This window comes from Chitinibacter sp. ZOR0017 (genome assembly GCF_000799095.1).
GTDB lineage: Bacteria > Pseudomonadota > Gammaproteobacteria > Burkholderiales > Chitinibacteraceae > Chitinibacter > Chitinibacter tainanensis.
Genome location: NZ_JTLG01000010.1, coordinates 32,041 through 55,417 on the forward strand (window position 1 = coordinate 32,041; position 23,377 = coordinate 55,417).

Here is a 23,377-nt window from a genome sequence, read left to right on the forward strand (position 1 = left end):
GGCGTGATTCACAGCCATCTTGGCCATTCACGCAACAGGATACCAGACTTGCCGGCTCGCAGCCTATCGCTGCGGCTTACTTTGACCGAAATTATGTACTTTGAATGACGATTTTCGGGAATTTACTGGAGAAATCCTGCGCCTTCGCCGCCACTTTCACCGCCACCTTGCGGGCAATCTGCTTGTAAATCGCCGCAATTTCGCCATCGGGCTGCGCCACCACCGTGGGGCGGCCTTCATCGGCATGCAGGCGAATGGATAAATCTAGCGGCAGCTTGCCAATCAGCTCGGTACCATATTCAGCGCCCATTTTCTCGCCGCCGCCTTCACCAAAAATCGGCTCGGCATGTCCGCAATTACTGCAGATATGCATGCTCATATTCTCGACAATACCCAAAATCGGCACGCCGACTTTTTCAAACATTTTCAGGCCCTTGCGCGCATCCAAGAGGGCAATGTCTTGCGGCGTGGTCACAATCACCGCGCCAGTCAGCGGCACTTTCTGGCTAAGCGTGAGCTGAATATCGCCAGTACCCGGTGGTAGGTCGATCACCAGATAATCCAGCTCGCCCCACTCGGTGTCGTGCAATAGCTGGGTGAGCGCCTGCGTGACCATCGGGCCGCGCCAAACCATCGGCTGCTCCGGGTCGATCAGAAAACCGATCGACATATTGCGCACGCCGTGCTGATCAATCGGTTTGATGTGTTTATTGTCGTCCGATTCGGGATGCTGGCCGGCCACGCCCATCATTTGTGGCTGGCTCGGGCCGTAAATATCGGCATCCAGCAAGCCCACTTTGGCGCCTTCTGCCGCCAGCGCCAGCGCCAGATTGGCTGACGTGGTCGATTTACCCACCCCGCCCTTGCCCGAGGCCACGGCAATGACGTTTTTAATGCCTTTCAACAGCGGAATACCGCGCGCTACGCTGTGCGCCACAATCTGGCTGCTGACTTTGACTTCGGTTTTCACCACTCCCGGAATTGCCGCCAAGGCCGACGCCACCTGTGCTTCGCGCGCCGCAAATTGGCTTTGCGCCGGATAGCCCAGCACCAAATCCAGCGACACCACACCCGCATCGCAGCTGAGATTTTTCACATTTTTGCTGCTCAGATAATCCTTGCCTGAATCGGGATCGATCAGGGTGGCTAAAGTCTGGCGAACGCTGTCCAGCAGCGGATGAGTGGCGGTATCAGTCACGGCAGGTGTTCCTGTTTCGGCCGGGGCTTTACCCAGCCAGCGATCAAAAATAGACATAGTCATTCGGAAAAACGGTAGCCCGCAATAGATCAGGGCGGGCGCCGTCATTACAAGAGGATGTCATGGGCTTAGAACTGTTTACCCAGCATAAAGTACAAGGTGGCCTGGTTATTGTCGCCATAGCTCGCCCCCAGATACACCGGCCCCATAAAGCTGTCGTAGGCCAGATACGCCACCGCACTGAACATCGTATCGCCGGCAATAAAGTCAAAGGCATCAAAGTTCTTACCGAATTCCAACCCCAGCCCCCAATACGAACCGGTCAGCCAGCTCGTGGGCTGATAATACTGCCATGAAGCATACAGAAAGCGATTGGTCAGCCGCTCTTGGTAACCATAGCTGGACATATTCAAAAAGCCGCCGAGCCAGCGGATATCGGTATACAGCGGTGCATTGCCCGTGGTTTCCTGCCCGCGCAGCGTCAGCTGCCACGCGCCTTTGCCCATCGGGCGCGCCATGCGGTATTCGGCAAACAGGCGGGTATAGTCTTCAAAGCTACCCAGGCTGTCTTTTAGCGAGATATACCCCTGCAGATTGAGATACTGACCTTCTTTCGGGAAGAAGTAATTATCCAGCTGATCGTAATGCAGGCTAAGGCGCAGACCATAATCGCGCCCTGTATCATCATCCAGCGCGCCCAGCCCGACTTGTTTAGTGAGGCGATAATCATTAAACACCGCCCCGAGACGCAGCTCGCCGTATTTGGTTAGCGTCGAGCCCAAATCCACGCCGAAACTATTGCGTTGCACCGAATAACTGGCAATCGGCTCGCCATCGAGCCACAAATCAATCGGCTGATCACGCAACTGCAAATAGGGCGACAAAAACACCAACCCATCGAGCTGTAATGGCTGATAAAACTCGCTCTGCAAGACCTGACTCGAGCCCAGTTTCACCAGCGTTTTCCATTCGGCGCCCAGGGAATTCATCCAGGTGCGGCGATATTGGGCGCTAAAGCTCCACGGGGTGGAATTACGAAAATCCGAACCAAAGCCCAGCCCCAGATTCAGATAATTGGGCCCCCAGCTTTTCTCGATGGGCAGTACGGTGAGCTCATCGCCCTGCCCGGCCGGATCGCGGGTTAGCTCGTAATCCAGCTGTGAAAAGTCGCCACGTGCGTACACGCGCGACAGATTATCTTGAAATTCGGCGATATCCAGCGGCTCGTTCAGCGGGACATCCAGCTCTTTTTTCACCACTTCCGGGTTCACGTGCACGCTGTCTTTCACCTTCACGGCCAACACCGGCTTGGATTGCAGATGTTGCCCCACCCGCTGGGCATCCCAAGCGGCGTATTCGTCGGCCGGTAAGGCATAGCGTTGCAGCTGGCTGAGCACTTTCAGCGTGGCCAGCTCGCCGGCATTGATCAGCTCGGCCGATTTTTTAAAATCGCTGGAGGAGAGATTGCCCAGCGCTGGCGAAATCAGCACATCATCGGCGGTGAGGGATTCAAGCTGCGGTTTCACGTTTTGAATCATCATCAGCCGCGTGTATTGATCGGCAAACGACAGCACGCTGGTGAGCTCATCGCGGCGCAAGGGCTCAGAGCCGACATCAATCGCGATTACCACATCGGCGCAGGTTTGTCGCGCCACATCCACCGGCACATTGCGCACCAAGCCGCCATCCACCAGCAAGCGCTCGCCTTGCAACACCGGCGGAAACACCCCCGGCACCGCCATACTGGCGCGCATGGCGGTGACCAGATCGCCCTCTTTAAACACCACCATTTCACCGGTGGCCAGATCAGTGGCAATCGCCCGATACGGAATCGGCAGCGCGTCAAAATTGGGCGCGGTGCCGGCAAAAGTCAGGTCGCGCAGGAAAAACTCGATTTTCTGCGTACTAATCGCGGCATTGGGCAGTTTAACTTGCAGATCATCGCCAATGCCCAGCTCCAGCGGAATCAGCGCCAGCGCGTCATCCTGTTTTTTCCGATAAGAGCTCACCTGCCGTGGCAGGGTGGATGACAAGAGGTCATCCCAATTGGCTTTGCCAACCCGTGCGGCCATGTCGTCCGGCGTGCGGCCGGCGGCATAGGCGGCGCCCACCAGCGAGCCGATACTCGTCCCCACCACACAATCGATCGGAATGCGATTATCCTGCAGCACTTTTAGCGCCCCGATATGCGCAAAGCCGCGCGCGCCGCCACCCCCGAGCACCAGCCCGATGCGGGGGCGCTGACCTTTGGCCGCCCAGGCCGGTGCGCTGGCATTGTTACTGCCCTTGCTGGTGGGCTGTGGTTCTTGCGCGTGGGTCGGTGCTACACTGGCGCCGAGCGCGCAGAGCAGCGAAAGCAAAGCCATCCAAGGCCGGCGTGCCATCATTGCAGATTCCTGATCGTCATTTTTCTTCGCTGCGGCTTTTTACCGCAGCATCGAGTGTACCCGACATGTATTTCATTGCGCATCGCGGCTGGACCCGCAGTCATCCCGACAACACATTAGCCGCGTTTGCCGCAGCCTGGGCCGCCGGGATGGCGGGCTTTGAAACCGATATCCGGGTTGATCGCGATGGGCAGGCGATTTTGTTTCATGACCGCACCGCCGCCAACGGCGCCTTGGTGAGCGAGCTCAGCCAGCAAGAACTTAGCGAGATTCAAGGTTACGCCGTGCCGAGCTTAGCTCAGGCGCTGGCGGCTTTCCCGCAGGCATTCTGGAATCTGGAACTCAAATCGGCCGATAGCCTACCGGCCACGCGCGCGGTGCTGGCCAGCTTGGCGCAGCCCTTTCATGGCCTGATCAGCTCGTTTCACCACCCGCTGATCCTGACACTGGCGCGCGAAACGCGCCTACCTTGCGCCCTGTTGCTGGCCAATGCGCCAGTGCGCACGATTGGCCTCTTTACCATGCTGGCCACCGTACCCCGCGCCGTGGGGCTGGTGTTTGATTATGAAATCGCCAACGCTGAGCAAATTAGCGAACTGAGCCGCAATCAGGTGCCCTGCTGGCTGTATGGCGTACAACACCCAAGCGAATATGCAGCAGTGCTGGGCTGGCCGCTGGCGGGTTTGATTAGCGATCAAACCGAGCAACTACCGGGCCTGAGCCCCCGCCCCGCCTAAGCGCCGCGCCGGCCTGCGTTGCTGGCCAGCTGGCGCTTAGATGTGAATGAGGCGCGAGATTACTGCTTGCCGGTGCTACCAAAGCCGCCCTCGCCGCGGCTGGAGGCGCCAAATTCATCCACCAGATTAAAGCCCACCTGCACCACCGGCACAATAATCAGCTGGGCAATCCGCTCCAGCGGCTGGATGATAAAGCTGCTGCTGCCGCGATTCCATACCGACACAAACAGCTGGCCTTGGTAATCCGAATCGATCAGCCCCACCAGATTGCCCAGCACGATGCCGTGCTTATGGCCTAGCCCCGAGCGCGGCAAAATCATGGCCGCCAGACTCGGGTCATCAAGGTGAATCGCCATCCCGGTCGGGATCAGCGTGGTGGCGCCGGGCGCAAGCTCCAGCGGCGCATCAAGGCAGGCGCGCAGATCCAGCCCGGCCGAGCCAGGCGTGGCATAGGCGGGCAAATTGTCATGCAGGCGTTGATCGAGAATTTTGACATCAATGACGGATTGGCTCATTACAATACTCCAGCGAGGTATTTACCTCAAAATCAATTAATTCATAACTTGGCTGGCAATACCCCAAGGGGAGCGCAGCATAAATCGGGCAGGCCAGCACTTAGTCGCGGCGATATTCCGGCAGCAGCCGCGCAATATGCGCCACCAGCTTGCGGGCGATTTCGATTTTAGGCGCCGAATGCAGGCGGGTTTCGCCATGATCATCCAGCAGCACCACTTCATTGGTATCCGCCCCGAAAGCGGTTTGCACCAGATTGGCCACCAGCAGCGGCAGCTTTTTACGCTGGCGCTTGGCTTCGGCATACTCCAGCAGGTTTTCCGATTCGGCCGCAAAGCCGACACAGAATGGCGGCTGCTCGCGGGCGGAAACCCCCGCGAGGATATCCGGGTTGGGCGCTAATTCCAGCGTGAGGATATGCGCGTCTTTTTTGATTTTCTGCTCGGAAGGGTTGAGCACGTAATAATCAGCCACCGCCGCTACGCCAATGAAAATATCTGCGCGCGCCACCTCGGCTTCCACCGCGGCCAACATTTGCTGCGCCGATTTCACATTAATGCGCCGCGCACCAATCGGCGTAGGCAGGCTGGTTTCGCCCGACACCAGCACCACTTCGGCGCCGGCCTCGTAGGCCGCGCGGGCAATCGCATAGCCCATTTTGCCGCTGCTGACATTGGTGATCCCGCGCACGGCATCAATGCGCTCAAAGGTGGGCCCAGCGGTAATCAGCACGCGCTGGCCGCTCAGGGCTTTGGGCTGCAGCGCCGCCTCGAGTAATTCAAACAGTTGCTCAGCTTCCAGCATGCGGCCATCACCCACTTCACCGCAGGCCTGCTCGCCATGCCCGGGGCCGAGAATCGTGACACCATCGGCTTTTAATTGCGCGATATTGCGCTGATTGGGCGGGTTTTCCCACATTTGCCGATTCATCGCCGGCGCCACCAGCAGCGGGCAATCGCGTGCGGCCAGCAAGGTGGTCAGCAAATCACCGCACAAACCATTGGCGAGCTTGGCCAGCAGATCAGCCGATGCCGGCGCCACCAGCACCGCCGCCGCGCCGCGGGTGAGATCAATGTGCGGCATATTATTGGGCCGGCGCGGATCCCACTGATCCGTGTAGACCAGATTGCCACTCAGGGCTTGAAAGGTGACCGGGCCGACGAAGTGGGTGGCCGCTTCGGTCATCACCACATGCACATCGTAGCCGGCCTTCACGAGCAGTCGAGTGAGCTCGGCCGATTTATACGCCGCCACCCCGCCGCTCACGCCCAGCACGATTTTTTTCTTTGGATTCGGGCTCACGTCCTGCGCGCCTTTTGCTAGAAAGAATCGTCTAGTTTACCGAAAAAGCCCATGTCGATCAGCGATTGGCCCAGCGAAAGTCGCCCGCGCGAGAAATTGTTGCAGCGCGGCGCCAGCACCCTTAGCGATGCCGAGCTCTTGGCGATCTTTTTACGGGTGGGCTTGCCCGGCAAATCGGCGGTGGAGCTCGCGCAAGATTTACTCAGCCATTTTGGCTCGCTGCAAGCGCTGTTTGCCGCCAGCCTGAGCGATTTTGCGCCGATAGCCGGCGTGGGCGACGCCAAATACGCGCAGCTGCAAGCGGTGCTGGAAATGAGCCGCCGTGCGCTGAGCGAAGAGCTAGCCCAGCGCGATGCCTTGCATAATCCGGCCGCTGTGCGCGATTTGCTGCGTTTGCGGCTGCGCGGTTTGGCGCAGGAAGAATTTCATGTCTTGCTACTCGATAGCGGCTACCGGCTGATTCGCGCCGAGGTGCTGAGCAAAGGCACCCTTGCTGAAACCCATGTTTATCCGCGCGAACTCGCCCGACTGGCGCTGCAATACCATGCCGCGGCGGTGATTGTGGCGCACAACCACCCTAGCGGGCAGGCCGAGCCTTCAGCTGCCGATCTGCAACTCACCCGCCAATTACAGGCCGCGCTGCAGCTCTTGGATATCCAGCTTCTGGATCATTTCATCGTTGCCGCTCATCAGGTGGTGTCCTTGGCCGAACGCGGCGCGCTATAACTCGCGGCCAGGCTGCCGATAGCGCTGATAGGGGCAGATCGCCCCCCCAGCGGAGCCGACCATGCGTATCACCGATAGCCAACTGCAATTGAGTGCCCAGCGCCAATTTAACCAGCATCGCAGTGAAAAATTATCGCTGCAATATCAACCCCCACGGCCCAGCACACCCGCCAGCAGCACGGTCGATATCTCCGCCCCGGCCCGCGTGCAGGAAGAATTACAAGCTGCCATCGATAATGACCCACGGCTCAAGCTGATACGCTCGCTCTTGGAAATCATGCTCGGCGAATCGATTACCCTCACCGAGTATCACCCCAAAGAGCAATCCAAACCTAACACTGAGAGTAATACCCCCACCACCTTAGATGAGGGCGGTTTTATTTTGCATTACGCCGCCGAGGAACAAGTACAGGAAAGCACCCAGTACGCCGCCAGCGGCACCATTGAAACCAGCGATGGCATGCACATCAGCTTTAGCGCCGAATTAAGCCTCAGCCGGCAATTTCAGCGCAGCGTCACGCTGGATGTCGCCACCGGCAGCGCAGCGCGGCCGAAAAAAGACCCCCTGGTGCTCAACTACGCCGCACCAGCGGCGACGCTTAGCCCGCAAACTTTCCAGTTCGATCTGGATCAGGATGGCCGACGCGAGAACATCAGCCTGCTTAATCACGGCAGCGCTTATCTGGCGCTCGATCGCAATCAGGATGGCAAAATCAATCATGGTGGCGAGCTTTTTGGCGCGAAAAGCGGCAATGGCTTTGCTGATCTTGCCCAATTTGATCAGGACCGCAATGGCTGGATTGATGAAGGTGACGCCATATTTGGCGAGCTGAAAATCTGGCTCAAAGACGCCAGTGGCAATGATCAATTGCAATCGCTGGCGCAGGCCCAGATTGGCGCCTTGTATCTGGGCTACGCCAAAGCCGATTTTGATCTGAATGACGGCCAAAACCGCAATCTAGGACAGCTGCGCGCCAGTGGCATTTACCTGCGCGAAAATGGCCAGGCCGGCAGCCTGCAGCAGCTTGATCTCAGCGTTTAAAACAATTTCAATCAATCACTTACAGCCATCTACAGGAATACCCCAGTATTTATTTTGCATACGTCCTCGCAAGATAAGGGCACGCAGGTGCCGTGCGTCTGCCCACACCACTGAACACGCTTGGACTCGATTCCCATCATGAAAAAAATTGCTGCCTACAGCCTGATTGCAGCCGCCATTACCGGCCTTGCTGCGTGCAAACAACAAACCCAAACACCAGCGGCCGATGCCAGCGCGCCACAAGCGGCCGCCGAAACCGCGACCGACGTGATCAAGATCGGCCATGTGGCCGCCCTGACCGGCCCCGCCGCGCATTTTGGTAAAGACAATGAAAACGGCGTGAAGCTGGCGATCGACGAGATCAACGCGGCAGGCGGCGTAGATATCGGCGGCAAGAAAATGAAGCTGGAAATGCTGTCGGAAGATGATCAGGGCGATCCGAAAACCGCAACGACCGTGGCGCAGCGCTTTGTCGATCAAAAAGTGGCAGGTGTGATTGGCCACATGAATTCAGGCACGACGATTCCAGCCTCGAAAATTTACTCCGATGCCGGCATTGCGCAGATTTCACCTTCGGCCACCGCGGTGGCCTACACCGCACAAGGCTTTAAAACCGCCTTCCGCGTGATGGCCAATGATGCGCAGCAAGGCAAAGTGCTGGGCGAATATGCCGTGAAACTGGGCGCGAAAAAAATCGCTATCGTGGATGACCGTACCGCCTACGGTCAGGGCTTGGCCGATGAATTTGAAAAAGCCGCCAAAGCCGCTGGCGCGCAAATCGTTAAACGCGAATTCACCAGCAACAACGAAACCGATTTCAATGCCCTACTCACCGGCATTAAGGGCACGCAGCCTGATCTGATTTTCTACGGTGGCATGGATGCGCAAGCAGCGCCGCTGAAAAAACAAGCCAAAAAGCTGGGCATCAACGCTCAGATCATGGGCGGCGATGGCGCGCAAACCCCCGAATTTATCAAACTGGCCGGCGCCGACGCTGAAGGCATGCTGGCCACGAGCCCAGGCACGCCTAAAGACCAACTGGCTGGCGGCAAAGCATTCCTGGATAAATTCAAAGCCAAGTTTGGCAATGAAGTGCAGCTGTATTCACCGTATTGCTATGACTCGGTGAAAATCATGGTGCAAGCCATGCAAGAAGCCGGCTCAGCTGAGCCAGCTAAGTACCTACCAAAACTGGCTGCGATCAAATATCAAGGCGTTACTGGCCCGATCAGCTTTGATGCCAAAGGCGATATCAACAATGGCGCGATCACGGTTTACAGCGTGAAAAACGGCAAGTGGGAAATCGTAGAAGTGGTTGGTGGCGCCGTGGCGAAATAACCGCCCGCAAGCATTAGCGCTAAAAAAGGGAGCCAGCTGGCTCCCTTTTTTATGGTCATTCGTCGCATTAGTGCAACATTTAGCCACTTTGGCTGTCGCGACAACACCCACGCAAAAACTTACACACGGCGAAACCATTACTTGCAATCCGGCATTCTGCAGCGCAGCTGAGATGCGCCCTTGCGGCCAGTTTTCACCTTACAGTGTTAGCGTTTAAAACTGTTATGGTTGATTTTGCGCACTACTGTTGCGGTGCAACTACAGGATTATCCTTATTCAATGGGCTACATTGCTAAGGGGATATTTGTGCCTTCTAATGCATTCACGCACTCATGCGCCGCATTGGAATAAGTCGGTACACATGAATATCGCGCAACCAAACAAACACACCCTTGGGGATACTTCGACATGACAATCGCCCGTTACAGCCTGATCGCTGCCGCCATTGTGGCCATGACCGCATGCGGCAAACAAGAACCCGCCGCCGCTCCGGAAGCGGCCAGCCAGCCAGCGGCCAAAGCCGAAGCCGCCCCAGCCGGTGACATCATCAAAATCGGTCACGCCGCTCCGCTGACCGGTAATATCGCCCACCTGGGTAAAGACAATGAAAATGGCGTGAAAATGGCCATTGATGAAATCAACGAAGCCGGCGGCGTGGATATCGGCGGCAAAAAAATGAAACTGGAAATGGTGTCGGAAGACGACCAGGCCGATCCGAAAACTGCCACCACCGTGGCCCAGCGTTTTGTTGATCAGAAAGTAGCCGGCGTGATCGGCCACCTGAATTCTGGCACCACCATCCCAGCTTCGAAAATTTACTCGGATGCGGGCATTGCCCAAATTTCACCATCGGCCACCGCAGTAGCCTACACCGCACAAGGCTTTAAAACCGCCTTCCGCGTGATGGCCAACGATGCACAGCAAGGTAAAGTGCTGGGCGAATACGCCGTGAAACTGGGCGCGAAAAAGGTAGCCATCATCGATGACCGTACAGCATATGGTCAGGGTTTGGCCGACGAATTTGAAAAAGCCGCCAAAGCTGCGGGCGCTGAAGTCGTGAAACGTGAATTCACCACCAATCAGGAAACCGACTTCAACGCGATCCTGACCAGCATCAAGGGTGCCAAACCTGATCTGATTTTCTACGGCGGCATGGATGCGCAAGCAGCGCCACTGAAAAAACAAGCCAAGAAACTGGGTCTGAACGCAAAAGTAATGGGTGGTGACGGCACGCAAACACCAGAATTCATCAAACTGGCTGGCGCCGATGCCGAAGGTATGATTTCTTCTTCACCAGGCATGCCAAAAGACAAACTGGCTGGCGGTCAGGCTTTCCTGGATAAATTCAAAGCCAAGTTTGGCACCGAAGTACAGCTGTACGCCCCATACTGCTACGACGCAGTCAAAGTAATGGTAGCGGCGATGCAAAAAGCGGGCTCGGCTGATCCAGCGAAGTACTTGCCAGAGCTGGCCAAAACCGACTACCAAGGCGTAACTGGCTCGGTGACTTTTGATGAGAAAGGCGACATCAAAAATGGTGCGATTGCCCTCTACACCGTGAAAGGCGGCAAGTGGGAAACGCTGGAAGTGGTCGGCGGTGGCGCAGCGAAATAATTCGCGCACCGCACCCGCTAGCGGGTAACAGCAAGGGAGGCACTTAGCCTCCCTTTTTACTTTTAGATGAGCCAAGCCATGAGCAAATTAACGTCATTCATTACCGAGTACCGACTGGCGCTATCAATGTGCCTCGGTGTCTCGACGCTAGCATGCATGGATTTTGGCTACATCTGGGTATTTTTTGCTGCGGCCCTGCTCAGTATTTGGCTGTTGGTGCGCAGCCTGCAAAGCTTGATTGGCTGTGCCAGATGGCAGCATGTGCTTATCGTAGGTTTAATCTGGCTAACTGGGTTAGGTTTGAGCCATGTTGTGCATTCTCTGCGCGCACAAGCACGGCAGGAGTTTGCTGAAAAAGTCGTTTCACAAGTGCGGCAATTTCAAATGCAGCATCACCGCTACCCCCAAAGTCTGGCCGAGCTAGGTTTGAGCGCAGAAGATATTTGGGAAGAACATAAACTACGCTATCTCCCCAAGCCCCCTGCGCTACTCTACCTCGATAATAAAATGATCTATGCCAAACATTTTTACGATTTTAGGGAGCGCCGCTGGCAATATGCAGCAGACTAGAGGCAATAAAAAACGCCATCCTGCGATGGCGTTTTTATTGGGCCGACTTAACCGCGCTTATTTGTTTACGCGCGATTCGTCGTTGCGTTTGCGCTCGTCCAGATCGATGGGCGCTTTATCCCACAGCAATGCGCGACCTTCCAGCTGGCCTTTGGCCACTTCAGGATTTTCTTGCAAAAACTGGTTCATGAATTGGGTGTATTCGGAAACATACTTGCGATCAAACATCATCAACCCCGGCAAACTGATTCTTGTGATTGGCGTCATTATAACCGAGGCAGGCAGCCGGAGCGAGATTTCTATACCCCAGCTGGTACCACATCGAATGCATTGATTTTAAATGGCTACAGAGCAATACCCCTAGTCAGCCATGGCCTCGCGTAGCACTTCGATAAAGCGGGCGTTTTCTTCGGGCAAACCAATCGACACGCGCAGGCTATTAGCCATCTTGTAACCAGCCAATGGCCGTACAATCACGCCGCGCTCGAGCATAAACTGATTCAGTAGCGCCGCATCGCCACAATGGAAAGTCACAAAGTTGCCATGACTTTCGATAAACCCCAGCCCCAGCTCGCGCAAAGCGGTGGTGATTTGCTGCATACCGGCGGTGTTCACCTCAACCGAGCGGCGCAGAAACTCGACATCATCCAGTGCAGCGCAGGCAGCGGCCTGAGCGAGGCTATTGACATTAAACGGCTGGCGCACGCGATTGAGAATATCAGCCACCGCCGGATTGGCCAGCGCAAAGCCCACGCGCAAGCCCGCCAAACCATAGGCTTTGCTGAAAGTGCGCACCACGATCAGATTAGGAAACTGCTTGAGCCAGCCAATCGAATCGCTACGCTTTTCGCGCGGCAGGTATTCGGTGTAGGCCTCATCGAGCACCACCAAGACATTGGCTGGGCATAGCTCCAAAAACTCGATCAGATCGCCGGGCCGTGCCAAAGTGCCGGTCGGATTGTTGGGGTTGGCAATCCACACCACTTTGGTATCAGGGCGAATAGCGGCGCGCATGGCGTCCAGATCGTGGCCATAATCCACCGCTTTCACACAGATATTGGTAGCACCAACGGCCTGTGTGGCCAGCGGGTACACGGCAAAAGCGTATTCAGAGAACACCGCCGAATCACCGGTTTGCAAAAAGGCGTGGGCGATCAGCTCCAGAATATCGTTCGAGCCATTGCCGAGTACGATTTGATCGAGGTTGACGGCAAATTTGCTGGCGATTTTGGCTTTGAGCTCAAAGCCATTGCCATCTGGATAGCGGGCTAATTCGGCAAGCTCGCGCTCCACCGCGGCGCGGGCCAGTGGGCTCATGCCGAGCGGGTTTTCGTTCGAGGCGAGTTTCACAATAGCGGCCGGATCCAGCCCCATTTCACGGGCGAGCTCGGACACCGGTTTGCCCGGTTGGTAAGGCGCAATGGCGCGAACATGATCCGGAGCGAGTGCAGCGAGAGACATTGTGCGAGTTCCTTGCAAGATAAGTCGCGCAGGCGGCTAAAGCGATTTCACCAGCCGCAGGCTGGCAGGCAGATTGAATTGCGCCAGATGGCGCACGCGGGTTTCGGCCCAGATTTCAAAGCCGTGGCGGGTATAAAAGCGCACGGCAGCCGGGTTGCCGCTATCGACATCGACATGCAGGCTGCCGTAGCCGGCTTCGCGGGCGGCAAACATCACTTGCTCGAGCATACGGGCACCGAGGCCGCGGTCGCGATAATCGGGATGAGTGGCGATGGTGCGTAAATACCAGGCATCGGGTGGTAAGTGCGGAAACAGAAAATCCAGCTGCCGCTGGCGCGCGCGCAAAATATCGCTATCAAGTGGCAGGGTATTGACCTGCAAGCCATCAGATAGCTGTAGTTGCGCGCCATACGTGGCGGGGTAATGAAATACCAGTGCGATCAGCGCTTCTTCGCTATTGCGCAGCACCTGCGCGTTACGATAGCTGTAGCTGCCCGCTTCGGCCTGCCAGAGCTGCGCTAAATTCAGTAGCGTCAGTTCGCGCGGCAGCGCAAACCAGTAATCATAAAAGGCGGCATCTGATTCATAGATCAGCTCGGCCGCCCGTTTGGCATCTTGTGGATTGGCCAGACTTAGGTTTTCCACCACTCCCCCGCTGCTTGATTCGGCGCTGCCTGCAATAAATCCAGCAGCCCTTCGGCCTCGGCATTGCACAGCAGCTTGGCAGCATCGCGCTCGCCGACAAAACCTTCGCGCACCGCATGCGCCACCATAGCGCGCAGCGGCTCGAAATACTGATTGATATTCAAAAGCCCAACCGGCTTGTTGTGCAAACCGATTTGCGACCAAGTCAGAATTTCGAATAACTCATCAAAAGTGCCAAACCCACCGGGCATAGCTATAAAGCCATCGGTCAGCTCAGCCATGCGCGCCTTGCGGGTGTGCATTGAATCCACCACTTCCAGCTCGGTGCAGGCGCCGTAGCCCAATTCGCGCTCGACCATGAATTCGGGGATCACCCCGATCACTTTGCCGCCAGCCGCGAGGCAGCCTTCGGCGACTGCGCCCATCAGACCCACATGGCCGCCGCCATAAATCAGGGTGATGTCACGAGCGGCCAAGTTTTGCCCCAGGCTGCGGGCGGCTTGCTGATAAACCGCGTTGTGCCCCATGCGGGCACCACAAAATACGGTTACGGCACGAAGAGTCATCATGGTTTCTCTCTTTGAAAGGTAGGCTCTTGCAATCTAGCGCGGCTAGATGACAGCTTGAGGATAAGAGCCCAACACCTTCACAAAGGCCGCCACGTCTTGCAATTCTTGCAACGCCGTTTGCATATTGGCGTCTTCGACAAAGCCTTCCACATCGGCAAAAAAGACGTATTCCCACAAACCGGTGCGGCTCGGGCGAGATTCAAATTTGGTCATCGACACGCCATTGCGCGCCAAGGGCTCGACCACACAATGCAGTGCCCCCGCGCGATTTGGAGCAGAAATCACCAGCGAGGTTTTGTCGCGGCCAGAGCGTGCGGCATATTGCTGGCCCAGCACCAAAAAGCGGGTGGTGTTATTGGGCTCGTCTTCGATGTTCTGCGCCAGTTTTAACAGATTATATTTCTCGGCGGCGGCGTCGCCCGCAATTGCGGCGCTGCTTGGATCAAGGCTTGCAAGCCGTGCCGCTTCAGCATTGCTGGATACCGAAATCCGCTCTACGTGGCTAGGCAGGTTTTTATTCAGCCATTCGTGACACTGAGCCAGGCTTTGCGCATGCGAATACACGCGCTCAATCCCCGCCAGCCCTTCGTTCACCCGCAGCAGATGATGGTGAATGCGCAGCACCACTTCACCACAGATTTTCAGGGCACTACCCACCATCAGATCGAGTGTGCGCCCTACCGCGCCTTCGGTCGAGTTTTCTACCGGTGCCACGGCGTAATCGGCGCTACCGGCTTCTACCACCCGGAAAACTTCATCAATGGAGGCGCAAGGCAAGGTATGCGCGGCATGGCCAAAATGCTTGATCGCGGCCGCTTGGGTAAAGGTGCCTTCCGGGCCAAGGTAAGCAATCGTCAGTGGTTTTTCCAGCGCCAGGCAGGCCGACATAATCTCGCGAAACAAGCGTGCCACTGCCTCGCCGGAGAGCGGACCTTGGTTGATTTCCTTGATACGGGTTAGCACCTGCGCTTCGCGCTCAGGGCGATAAATAATGCCGCCGCCTTTGATAACCCCAATCTGGTGGGCATGCTGCGCGCGCTGATTGATCAGCTGCAGAATTTGCGCATCCAGCGCATCAATTGCATCACGGTGTTCTTTTAATAAATTCAGTTGCTCATCAGACATCAGTTATTACCCGGATTAAATTTTGCCGCATCCAGAATGGACCACAGGTGCACCACCCAGCCCAGCAGAATGAACCACAAGGCGCCAGCCAGCACAAACATCAGCGCCGCTTTCAGCAAACGCCCTTGGAGCAATTGGCCCAAGCCAGGAATAAAGAAACTGCAGAGCGCAGCAATTACATTACCACCCGAGCCTTGACCTGCCATGCTTGCTCCTTGATTTGGATCAGCCGTGTTGTTGTGCGAATTCACGCATATAGTCGGCCAGCGCCTGACAACCAGCGACCGGCATCGCGTTATAGATCGAGGCACGCATGCCGCCTACCGAGCGATGGCCTTTCAGCTGCAACAAATGCCGCGCTTCAGCGCCTTGCAGGAAGGCCGCATCCAGTTGGCTATCGGCCAGCGTGAACGGGATATTCATTCGCGAGCGATCTGCCAATGCGGTTGGGCAACGGTAGAAACCGGCCGAGGCATCGATCGCGGCATACACGATATTGGCCTTGGCAATGTTTTGCGCTTCCATCGCCGCCAAGCCGCCTCGGGCCAGCACGTGTTTGTAAACCAAGCCTGCCACATAAATACCGAATGAAGGCGGGGTGTTGTACATCGAGCCATTGTCGGCAAAAGTGGTGTAATTGAGCATGGTTGGGGTTTCCGGCCGGGCTTTACCCAGCAGATCCTCGCGCACGATACTCACCGCCACCCCGGATGGCCCCATGTTTTTTTGCGCGCCGGCGTAAATCATGCCGAACTGGCTGACATCGACTGGGCGCGAGAGAATATTGGACGACATATCGCAAATCAGCGGTACGCCATTGGCTTTGGGTATGAAATTAAACTCCACGCCGCCGATGGTTTCATTGCTGCAATAATGCAAAAACGCCGCATTCGGGCTGCGCTGCCAAGTGTCTTCAGCCGGCACATAACTAAAATTGCGATCTTCGCTACTGGCGGCGACATTCACCTGCGCGTAACGGCTCACTTCTTTGATCGCGACTTTAGACCAATGCCCGGTATTCACAAAATCAACCGTACTGCCTGCTGGGGCAAAGTTAAACGGCAGCATCGCAAACTGCAAATGCGCCCCCCCCTGCAAAAACAGCACTTTGTAATTGGCCGGGATATTCAGCAAAGTCCGCAAATCGGCCTCGGCTTCGGCCAAGATTTGCCCAAATTCAGGGCCGCGGTGGCTCATTTCCATCACGCTCATCCCCGAGCCATGCCAGTCGAGCAATTCTGCCTGTACTTGGCGCAACACGTCTGCCGGTAACACAGCAGGACCCGAAGAAAAATTAAATACTTGCGTCATCGGAAATTCTCTACATCAAGGTGGGAAAACCGCCGTGGCGCCAGCCGGCGCCGCCGACTTTAATTTAACAGAAAATGGGCTCGCGCCATCGCCACGGGTTTGCTGCGATCATCTTGCCAAGCAGTCATCAGCACATTGGCAACGCGCTTGCCCTGGCGCACGATCTCGCACTGGCCATAGAGATCCAGCGGTTTGCCAGAGCGGAGAAAATCAATCGAGAAATCCACAATCCGCGGGATACCGGCCGATTCGCGCGCCCACATCAAGTGCAGTACGGCGGCGTTTTCCAGAAAGCCGCCAATCACACCGCCATGCAGCGCCGGCAACAAGATATTGCCGATATTGTGCTCGGCATAGGGTAGGTAAAACTGGGGCTGCCCCTCTTGCAGGCTGACTTGCACCCCCAGCAATTTGGCATAGGGTATCTGCTCCAACGCCTTTTCCAGATTATCGCAGGACACGATACCCCCTAGTTGTCTGTTGGTGATGAAGTACGCGCAAAGGTCGCCACACTGTGTGCCACCGGCTTGGTCGGATCATCCTGATACGCCGTAGCCCGGGTAAAGGCCACCGATTCGGTCAGGCGATAACATTCAGCCGTGCAATACAGCGGTAGATCCGGCTTGGCCGGGCGCAGATAATCGATGCGCAAATCCAGTGTCGCGGCAGCTTCTGGTTGCATCAGCAAGGTATACAGAGCCACACCGCTACTGGTGTCGATTAGCGAAGTAACCACCCCACCGTGCAAAACCCGCGTTTCCGGGTTGCCAATCAGTTCGGGCTTGAAAGGTAGCTTGAGCGTGACTTTGCCCTTTTCGGCCGCCACCAGCTCCAGCCCCAAGGTTTTGCAATGCGGCAGCGCCATAAACCAGGGGCCGACTTGCGCAAAGAAAGCCGGATTTGCTACGGGTAACCACAAATCGTTCATCACCACCCCTTGTTAGCGCCGCCTGCGAGGCGGCCGATCAGATTATTCGCCGCTGGCAGGGGCCTCGTCAGCACCCGCAGCCGGCGCCTCGCCGTCCAGTGGCAGCTCATCGCCTTCATCATCCGGCTCGCAGACTTTTTCCAGACCCGACAATTGCTCGCCATCATCCAGATTAATCAGCCGCACACCTTGCGCCGAACGGCCGGTTTCACGGATTTCAGCCACTTTGGTGCGGATCAACACGCCGCCGGTGGTAATCAGCATCACATCGTCGGTTTCGTCGACCAAGCTCGCCGCAACCAGTTTCAGGCCAGTTTTGTCGGTGAGATCCATCGCGATCACCCCTTGGGTGCCGCGACCAGACAGACGGAAGTCGCCAACTGGCGTACGTTTGCCATAACCGCCGTTGCTAGCGGTGAGTACCATTTGCTGATCTGAATTGGCCACCAGCAGAGAAATCACTTTCTGCTCGTCACCCAGTTTCATGCCACGTACGCCTTTGGAATTACGGCCCATCGGGCGTACTTTACTCTGGCTAAAGCGAACCGATTTGCCCGCATCCGAGAACAGCATCACTTGATCATCATCGATGCTCAAGCTTTCCACGCTTTCGTCTTGGCTATCGTCATCCAGTACTGCATCGTCGTCAGCAGCTTCGTCGTCGATGACGACACCACCCGCACCACGGGTGAGCGCTACGCCGACCAGATAATTACCTTCTTCCAGATTGATCGCGATAATGCCCCGCTTCATTGGGCGAGAGAAATCGGCCAACGGCGTTTTCTTCACTGTGCCGTCCGCCGTGGCCATGAAGACATATTTGTCTTCGCTAAAATCCTTGATTGGCAGGATGGCGTTGATTTTCTCGTCGTCTTCCAGTGGCAACAGATTAATGATCGGTTTGCCGCGGCTAGTGCGGCCGCCTTGCGGCAGTTCATACACCTTCAGCCAATACACGCGGCCGCGCGAGCTAAAGCACAGGATATAGTCATGGGTATTGGCAACAAAGAGACTATCAATGAAGTCATCATCTTTGGTAGCCGCCGCCTGCTTACCGCGTCCGCCACGCTTCTGCGCTCGATACTCTTCAGCAGGGGTGGCTTTCATATAGCCACCGTGGGTTAGCGTAACCACCATGTCTTGCGGTGTAATCAGGTCTTCCAGGCACAAATCTTCACCATGGGCGATGATTTCTGATTTACGTGCATCGCCATAGCCAGCTTTGATTTCGCTTAATTCACCCTCAATGATGGCGGTAACACGCTCGGTGCGTGCCAGGATATCCAGCAAGTCGAGGATCTTATCCATGACTTCTTTATATTCACCAACGATTTTGTCTTGCTCAAGGCCGGTCAGACGCTGCAACCGCATTTGCAGAATCTCTTGCGCCTGCACATCCGAGAGGCGATAGCCGGTGGCGGTCAAACCAAAGTCGGCACTCAAGCCATCCGGGCGTGAAGCGTTGATGTCGGTGCGCGAGAGCATGTCTTCCACCAGCTCGGAACGCCATTCGCGGTTCATCAAGGCGATTTTGGCTTCCGGTGGGGTTGCCGCGGCCTTAATCAGGGCGATCATTTCGTCGACGTTGGACAGCGCAACAGCCAAGCCTTCGAGGACATGGCCACGCTCGCGCGCTTTACGCAGCTCGAATACCGTGCGGCGCGTCACCACTTCACGGCGGTGCTTGAGGAAGCATTCCAGCACCTGCTTCAGATTCAACAAGCGTGGCTGCCCATCCACCAGCGCCACCATATTGATACCGAAACTATCTTGCAGCTGGGTGTGCTTAAAGAGATTATTGAGCACCACATCGGCAACTTCACCGCGTTTAAGCTCAATTACGACGCGCATACCGGATTTATCCGATTCATCGCGCAGATCTGAAATCCCTTCCAGCGTTTTTTCCCGCACCAGCTCGGCAATTCGCTCGAGCAAACGGGCTTTGTTCACTTGATATGGCAGCTCATCCACGATGATGGCTTGACGGTCGCTGTTTTTACCGCAGTCTTCGATGTGCGTGCGCGCGCGCATCACCACACGGCCACGGCCAGTACGATAGCCTTCGCGCACCCCCGCCACACCATAAATAATCCCAGCAGTCGGGAAATCAGGCGCCGGAACGAAATCAATCAGCTCATCAATGCTGAGCTCAGGATTAGCCAGCAAGGCCAAACTGGCATCGATCACTTCGCTAAGATTGTGCGGCGGAATATTGGTCGCCATACCTACGGCAATACCGGACGAGCCATTGACTAGCAGGTTTGGAATGCGGGTTGGCAGGACGGTAGGCTCGAGCTCTTTTTCATCGTAGTTGGGCGTGAAATCGACCGTTTCTTTGTCGATATCAGCTAGCAGCTCGCTCGATACTTTTTCAAGACGACACTCGGTGTAACGGTAGGCTGCGGCACGGTCACCATCGATCGAACCAAAGTTACCCTGGCCATCAATCAGTGTGTAACGCAGCGAGAAATCCTGCGCCATCCGCACCAAAGCTTCGTACGCAGCGGAGTCGCCATGCGGGTGATATTTACCCAGCACATCCCCGATCACCCGGGCGCATTTAACGTAGGGGCGATTCCAGACATTGCTGCTTTCGTGCATCGCGAACAAAATCCGCCGATGAACGGGCTTCAAACCATCCCGCACATCGGGAAGTGCCCGGCCTACGATGACGCTCATCGCATAGTCGAGATAGGAATGCCGCATTTCCTCTTCGAGGCTAACCGGAATCGTTTCTTTCGCGAAGCTAAATTGTTCTGACATTCGTAAGTGGCAACTTCAATAGGTGATCAAGATAAATGGTGCAAAAGGTATACGGGCTTACGCCCCCTGCAGCTTGACACTGCTGCAGTAAGAGCTGGCGCTGATTAGTTTTTGCTAGCTGATTCTATCACAGCCCCGCGACACGACCAAAAAGGCTGTAGATGTAAGGAAATTGTGCATTTGTTTACAGAAATACCCTTGGCGTAAACAATGCGAAACCACTAAAATGACATTTATCTGAAATCAAGCAGAAACAAGCAACCTGGGATTCGGTGGCAAAGCCACACAGCCTGAAGCGTTGTGAATATTTATTTTGAATAAGTACTTCGATACTGCTAAATTTCGACGGTGTAGTCTATAACCGGCCAAAAGCCCACATAGGCCTTACTAAATTACAAATTTGAGCTTTACAAACGGAGAACCACTCATGATCAAGCAATCTATCGCTTCACTGGCCATCGTTGCTGCCTTTGCATCTTTCGGCGCTCAAGCTGCAACCGACGCTTATGTGACCAACAGCCAAACTAAATCTGAAGCCAATCCAGAAGGCGTGGTTAAAAACAACAAGGGTGAGTGCTGGCAAACCGGTTCTTGGACTGCTGAAAAAGCAAAAACTGTAAAAGGCTGCCCAGGTTATGTTGAGCCAACAGTTGCTGCTCCTGCGCCAACTCCAACTCCAGTTGCACCAAAACCAGCTCCTGTTGCAGTTAAGAAACAGTTTACTCTGAAAGCTGACACTCTGTTCGCCTTCGACAAAGCTACCCTGACTCCAGCTGGTAAAGACGCGCTGGACAAACTGGTAGGCGAAGTGAAAGATCTGGATCCAAAAGATGGCTCTGCTGTAATCGTTGGTTACACTGACCGTCTGGGTTCTGACAAATACAACCAAGCGCTGTCTGAGCGTCGTGCTGAAGCTGTGAAAGCTTACCTGGTATCGAAAGGTGCTCCAGAAGCGGCTCTGAAAGTTGAAGGTCGCGGTAAAGCTAACCCAGTGACTGGCAACGCTTGCGACGAGATCAAAAACACCAAGAAAACTCGCGCTAAACTGATCGAGTGCCTGGCTAACGATCGCCGCGTTGAAATCGAAGTGAACGGTGTTACCGTTGAGACCGTACAAGCTAAATAATTTTTAGCCTGCTATGTCAAAGGCCCCGCACTGCGGGGCTTTTTTTATGTCACAACTGCTCTATCCGTTTTTTGGAGGCTCTATGCGCCTTAGTTTGCTTGCCCTCAGCGCCGCATTAATACTTCAACCCGCTTTCGCTGACAATATTAGCGATCTGCAAAAATACCTCGCGGACACGAAAACGCTTGCTGCCAGTTTTAATCAGGTGGTGCGCAATAAAAATGGTAAACAAGAACAATCCAGCGGCCAGTTTGCCCTGCAGCGCCCGGGTAAATTCAAGTGGAGTTACAGCAAGCCATACCAGCAGGACATTATCAGCAATGGTCAATCGGTGTGGCTATATGATATCGATCTGGCGCAAGTCACCATCAAACCGATCGGCAAAGCACTCGATGCCAGCCCTGCCGCAATTCTCACCGGCAGCAATAATCTGGCTGCCAGCTATCAACTGCAAAATTTACCAAGCCGTGGTGGAGCCGAGTGGGTTGCGCTCACCCCCAAAAGCAAGGATGGCAGTTTTGCACAGATTCGGCTGGGCATGGTCAAAGGCCAGCTTGAGCGGATGGAGCTGGATGATCACTTCAATCAAACCACCACCATCAGCTTGCAACAAATTCAGCGCAATGGTGGCCTCAATCCAGCGCAATTTACATTTACCCCCCCCGCGGGCACCGATATCATCCGTGAATAAGCAGCAGATCAATCGGATATGAGTGATTTATTTTCAGCGCCGCCTAGTGCGCCACTGGCCGAGCTATTACGCCCACAAAACATCAGCGAAGTGATCGGGCAAAGCCACTTGCTGGGGCCTGGTAAGCCTTTGCGTCTCGCTTTTCAATCTGGCCGGCCACATTCAATGATTCTGTGGGGGCCGCCCGGCGTGGGCAAAACCACGCTGGCACGCTTAACCGCCACGGCCTTTGCCTGCGAATTTATTGCGCTAAGCGCGGTATTTTCCGGGGTGAAGGACATCCGTGCTGCGATGGAACAAGCCGAGCTGAATCTGCAGCTGGGTAAGCCCACCATTTTGTTTGTCGACGAGATTCATCGCTTTAATAAATCGCAGCAAGATGCCTTACTGCCTTATGCCGAATCCGGGCTGATTACGCTGATTGGCGCTACCACCGAAAATCCGTCTTTCGAGGTAAATTCCGCCCTGTTATCCCGCGCGCAGGTGTATGTGCTGCAAGCGCTTAGCCCGGCCGAACTGCGCCAGCTGATTGCTCGGGCGCACAGCGAAGCCCTCAGCGACTTAAATTTGGCCGAGGATGCCATCGAGCAGCTGATCACCTACGCCGATGGCGATGCGCGCCGCTTGTTGAATTTACTGCAGCAATGCCAGACCGCCGCCCAAGCGACGGGCTCCATAGCCGTCGATGGCGAGTTTATTCGCAACGCCCTCAGCAGCGCGATGCGCCGCTTTGATAAGGGCGGCGATCAGTTTTACGACCAGATTTCCGCCTTGCATAAATCAGTGCGCGGCTCGCATCCCGATGCGGCACTGTACTGGTTTTGCCGCATGCTCGATGGCGGTGTAGATGCGCGCTATCTGGCGCGGCGGATTGTGCGCATGGCGTGGGAAGACATTGGTTTGGCCGATCCGCGCGCCTTGCAAATTGCCAACGATGCCGCCACCACCTTTGAACGCTTAGGTTCGCCCGAGGGCGAACTGGCGCTGGCGCAGGCGGTGCTGTATCTGGCGGCGGCACCAAAGAGTAATGCCGGCTACCTAGCCTATAAGCAGGCCATGGCTTTTGTGAAGCAGGATCGTAGCCGCGAGGTGCCGGTGCACCTACGCAATGCCCCCACCAAGCTGATGAAAGAGCTGGGTTATGGCCATGCCTATCGTTATGCCCACGATGAGCCGCATGCCTATGCCGCGGGTGAGCAATATTTCCCGGATGGCATAGCCGAGCCGGGCTGGTATCAACCAGTCGAGCGAGGGCTGGAAAGCAAAATCGCCGAGAAGCTGGCGTTCTTACGTGAGCTAGATCGCAAGGCTGGTAACAAATAGGGGTATAT

Annotated in this window: 23 protein-coding genes; 9 read left to right on the forward strand and 14 right to left on the reverse strand. The window is 55.8% G+C overall.

Annotated features, from left to right (window positions below):
* Positions 1–91: 91 nt before the first annotated feature.
* A complete protein-coding gene (gene apbC / locus L991_RS03085) occupies positions 92–1,255 on the reverse strand; it encodes an iron-sulfur cluster carrier protein ApbC (RefSeq protein ID WP_081986460.1) in 1,164 nt (387 codons plus the stop codon).
* Positions 1,256–1,326: 71 nt separating this feature from the next.
* Positions 1,327–3,582 carry a patatin-like phospholipase family protein gene (locus tag L991_RS03090; protein WP_231550470.1) on the reverse strand — a complete coding sequence of 752 codons (2,256 nt, stop codon included), beginning with the start codon at positions 3,580–3,582 and terminating at the stop codon, positions 1,327–1,329.
* Positions 3,583–3,650: 68 nt separating this feature from the next.
* Between L991_RS03090 and L991_RS16275 the strand changes: the two genes are divergently transcribed.
* The gene (locus L991_RS16275) at positions 3,651–4,322 is read left to right on the forward strand and encodes a glycerophosphodiester phosphodiesterase (protein ID WP_052190543.1); all 672 of its coding nucleotides are present in this window, start codon (positions 3,651–3,653) and stop codon (positions 4,320–4,322) included.
* A gap of 59 nt (positions 4,323–4,381) precedes the next feature.
* On the opposite strand, the gene dut is transcribed toward L991_RS16275, so the two are convergent.
* Positions 4,382–4,837, reverse strand: coding sequence for a dUTP diphosphatase (gene dut, locus L991_RS03100; protein WP_047392119.1), 456 nt, complete (start codon positions 4,835–4,837; stop codon positions 4,382–4,384).
* A gap of 100 nt (positions 4,838–4,937) precedes the next feature.
* Complete coding sequence (gene coaBC / locus L991_RS03105) at positions 4,938–6,137, reverse strand: bifunctional phosphopantothenoylcysteine decarboxylase/phosphopantothenate--cysteine ligase CoaBC (protein WP_047392122.1); 1,200 nt, start codon at positions 6,135–6,137, stop codon at positions 4,938–4,940.
* A gap of 51 nt (positions 6,138–6,188) precedes the next feature.
* Between coaBC and radC the strand changes: the two genes are divergently transcribed.
* The 5 genes from radC (at position 6,189) to L991_RS03130 (ending at position 11,427) form a co-directional block, all read left to right on the forward strand.
* Entirely contained in the window at positions 6,189–6,863 is a 675-nt protein-coding gene (gene radC / locus L991_RS03110; protein WP_047392125.1) for a DNA repair protein RadC, read from the forward strand.
* A gap of 61 nt (positions 6,864–6,924) precedes the next feature.
* Complete coding sequence (locus tag L991_RS03115) at positions 6,925–7,905, forward strand: hypothetical protein (protein WP_052190544.1); 981 nt, start codon at positions 6,925–6,927, stop codon at positions 7,903–7,905.
* A gap of 138 nt (positions 7,906–8,043) precedes the next feature.
* Positions 8,044–9,243, forward strand: a complete 1,200-nt coding sequence (locus tag L991_RS03120) for a branched-chain amino acid ABC transporter substrate-binding protein (RefSeq protein WP_047392128.1) — start codon at positions 8,044–8,046, stop codon at positions 9,241–9,243.
* Positions 9,244–9,651: 408 nt separating this feature from the next.
* Positions 9,652–10,857 carry a branched-chain amino acid ABC transporter substrate-binding protein gene (locus L991_RS03125; RefSeq protein ID WP_028450916.1) on the forward strand — a complete coding sequence of 402 codons (1,206 nt, stop codon included), beginning with the start codon at positions 9,652–9,654 and terminating at the stop codon, positions 10,855–10,857.
* Positions 10,858–10,935: 78 nt separating this feature from the next.
* On the forward strand, positions 10,936–11,427 hold the full coding sequence (locus L991_RS03130) for a hypothetical protein (protein ID WP_156128966.1): 492 nt from the start codon (positions 10,936–10,938) through the stop codon (positions 11,425–11,427).
* A gap of 57 nt (positions 11,428–11,484) precedes the next feature.
* Here the strand turns inward: L991_RS03130 and L991_RS16825 are convergent, their stop codons facing one another.
* From L991_RS16825 to gyrA, 10 genes are all read right to left on the reverse strand, one after another.
* The gene (locus tag L991_RS16825) at positions 11,485–11,655 is read right to left on the reverse strand and encodes a DUF3460 family protein (RefSeq protein ID WP_231550471.1); all 171 of its coding nucleotides are present in this window, start codon (positions 11,653–11,655) and stop codon (positions 11,485–11,487) included.
* A gap of 132 nt (positions 11,656–11,787) precedes the next feature.
* Positions 11,788–12,888, reverse strand: coding sequence for a histidinol-phosphate transaminase (gene hisC, locus L991_RS03135; protein WP_047392134.1), 1,101 nt, complete (start codon positions 12,886–12,888; stop codon positions 11,788–11,790).
* Between the two features lie 36 nt (positions 12,889–12,924).
* On the reverse strand, positions 12,925–13,533 hold the full coding sequence (locus L991_RS03140) for an N-acetyltransferase (protein ID WP_197053785.1): 609 nt from the start codon (positions 13,531–13,533) through the stop codon (positions 12,925–12,927).
* A complete protein-coding gene (locus tag L991_RS03145; RefSeq protein ID WP_231550472.1) occupies positions 13,521–14,102 on the reverse strand; it encodes a TIGR00730 family Rossman fold protein in 582 nt (193 codons plus the stop codon). The genes L991_RS03140 and L991_RS03145 overlap by 13 nt, the downstream gene beginning before the upstream one ends.
* Positions 14,103–14,144: 42 nt before the next feature.
* Positions 14,145–15,227, reverse strand: a complete 1,083-nt coding sequence (pheA, locus tag L991_RS03150; RefSeq protein ID WP_028450920.1) for a prephenate dehydratase — start codon at positions 15,225–15,227, stop codon at positions 14,145–14,147.
* Positions 15,227–15,433, reverse strand: coding sequence for a hypothetical protein (locus L991_RS03155; RefSeq protein WP_028450921.1), 207 nt, complete (start codon positions 15,431–15,433; stop codon positions 15,227–15,229). Before L991_RS03155 ends, pheA begins: the two co-directional genes overlap by 1 nt.
* Positions 15,434–15,452: 19 nt before the next feature.
* On the reverse strand, positions 15,453–16,538 hold the full coding sequence (gene serC / locus L991_RS03160) for a 3-phosphoserine/phosphohydroxythreonine transaminase (RefSeq protein WP_047392139.1): 1,086 nt from the start codon (positions 16,536–16,538) through the stop codon (positions 15,453–15,455).
* A gap of 59 nt (positions 16,539–16,597) precedes the next feature.
* On the reverse strand, positions 16,598–16,999 hold the full coding sequence (locus L991_RS03165) for a PaaI family thioesterase (RefSeq protein WP_231550473.1): 402 nt from the start codon (positions 16,997–16,999) through the stop codon (positions 16,598–16,600).
* Between the two features lie 8 nt (positions 17,000–17,007).
* Positions 17,008–17,466, reverse strand: coding sequence for a PaaI family thioesterase (locus L991_RS03170; protein ID WP_028450924.1), 459 nt, complete (start codon positions 17,464–17,466; stop codon positions 17,008–17,010).
* 42 nt (positions 17,467–17,508) lie between these two features.
* Entirely contained in the window at positions 17,509–20,229 is a 2,721-nt protein-coding gene (gyrA, locus tag L991_RS03175; RefSeq protein ID WP_047392146.1) for a DNA gyrase subunit A, read from the reverse strand.
* Between the two features lie 427 nt (positions 20,230–20,656).
* Between gyrA and L991_RS17900 the strand changes: the two genes are divergently transcribed.
* The 3 genes from L991_RS17900 (at position 20,657) to L991_RS03190 (ending at position 23,369) form a co-directional block, all read left to right on the forward strand.
* Entirely contained in the window at positions 20,657–21,355 is a 699-nt protein-coding gene (locus tag L991_RS17900) for an OmpA family protein (protein WP_047392149.1), read from the forward strand.
* Positions 21,356–21,437: 82 nt separating this feature from the next.
* Entirely contained in the window at positions 21,438–22,046 is a 609-nt protein-coding gene (gene lolA / locus L991_RS03185) for an outer membrane lipoprotein chaperone LolA (RefSeq protein ID WP_047392153.1), read from the forward strand.
* Between the two features lie 18 nt (positions 22,047–22,064).
* Positions 22,065–23,369, forward strand: a complete 1,305-nt coding sequence (locus tag L991_RS03190; protein ID WP_047392155.1) for a replication-associated recombination protein A — start codon at positions 22,065–22,067, stop codon at positions 23,367–23,369.
* Positions 23,370–23,377 lie beyond the last annotated feature (8 nt).

Excerpts from the sequence above, each read along its gene's own strand:
- serC (WP_047392139.1), bottom strand. The coding sequence starts at position 16,538 with ATGACGCAAGTATTTAATTTTTCTTCGGGTCCTGCTGTGTTACCGGCA.
- L991_RS03125 (WP_028450916.1), top strand. The coding sequence starts at position 9,652 with ATGACAATCGCCCGTTACAGCCTGATCGCTGCCGCCATTGTGGCCATG.
- L991_RS03120 (WP_047392128.1), top strand. The coding sequence starts at position 8,044 with ATGAAAAAAATTGCTGCCTACAGCCTGATTGCAGCCGCCATTACCGGC.
- L991_RS03130 (WP_156128966.1), top strand. The coding sequence starts at position 10,936 with ATGAGCAAATTAACGTCATTCATTACCGAGTACCGACTGGCGCTATCA.
- L991_RS03145 (WP_231550472.1), bottom strand. The coding sequence starts at position 14,102 with ATGATGACTCTTCGTGCCGTAACCGTATTTTGTGGTGCCCGCATGGGG.
- lolA (WP_047392153.1), top strand. The coding sequence starts at position 21,438 with ATGCGCCTTAGTTTGCTTGCCCTCAGCGCCGCATTAATACTTCAACCC.
- L991_RS03155 (WP_028450921.1), bottom strand. The coding sequence starts at position 15,433 with ATGGCAGGTCAAGGCTCGGGTGGTAATGTAATTGCTGCGCTCTGCAGT.
- L991_RS03190 (WP_047392155.1), top strand. The coding sequence starts at position 22,065 with ATGAGTGATTTATTTTCAGCGCCGCCTAGTGCGCCACTGGCCGAGCTA.
- L991_RS16825 (WP_231550471.1), bottom strand. The coding sequence starts at position 11,655 with ATGTTTGATCGCAAGTATGTTTCCGAATACACCCAATTCATGAACCAG.
- radC (WP_047392125.1), top strand. The coding sequence starts at position 6,189 with ATGTCGATCAGCGATTGGCCCAGCGAAAGTCGCCCGCGCGAGAAATTG.
- L991_RS03090 (WP_231550470.1), bottom strand. The coding sequence starts at position 3,582 with ATGGCACGCCGGCCTTGGATGGCTTTGCTTTCGCTGCTCTGCGCGCTC.
- pheA (WP_028450920.1), bottom strand. The coding sequence starts at position 15,227 with ATGTCTGATGAGCAACTGAATTTATTAAAAGAACACCGTGATGCAATT.
- dut (WP_047392119.1), bottom strand. The coding sequence starts at position 4,837 with ATGAGCCAATCCGTCATTGATGTCAAAATTCTCGATCAACGCCTGCAT.
- L991_RS03170 (WP_028450924.1), bottom strand. The coding sequence starts at position 17,466 with ATGAACGATTTGTGGTTACCCGTAGCAAATCCGGCTTTCTTTGCGCAA.
- apbC (WP_081986460.1), bottom strand. The coding sequence starts at position 1,255 with ATGTCTATTTTTGATCGCTGGCTGGGTAAAGCCCCGGCCGAAACAGGA.
- gyrA (WP_047392146.1), bottom strand. The coding sequence starts at position 20,229 with ATGTCAGAACAATTTAGCTTCGCGAAAGAAACGATTCCGGTTAGCCTC.
- L991_RS17900 (WP_047392149.1), top strand. The coding sequence starts at position 20,657 with ATGATCAAGCAATCTATCGCTTCACTGGCCATCGTTGCTGCCTTTGCA.
- L991_RS03115 (WP_052190544.1), top strand. The coding sequence starts at position 6,925 with ATGCGTATCACCGATAGCCAACTGCAATTGAGTGCCCAGCGCCAATTT.
- L991_RS16275 (WP_052190543.1), top strand. The coding sequence starts at position 3,651 with ATGTATTTCATTGCGCATCGCGGCTGGACCCGCAGTCATCCCGACAAC.
- hisC (WP_047392134.1), bottom strand. The coding sequence starts at position 12,888 with ATGTCTCTCGCTGCACTCGCTCCGGATCATGTTCGCGCCATTGCGCCT.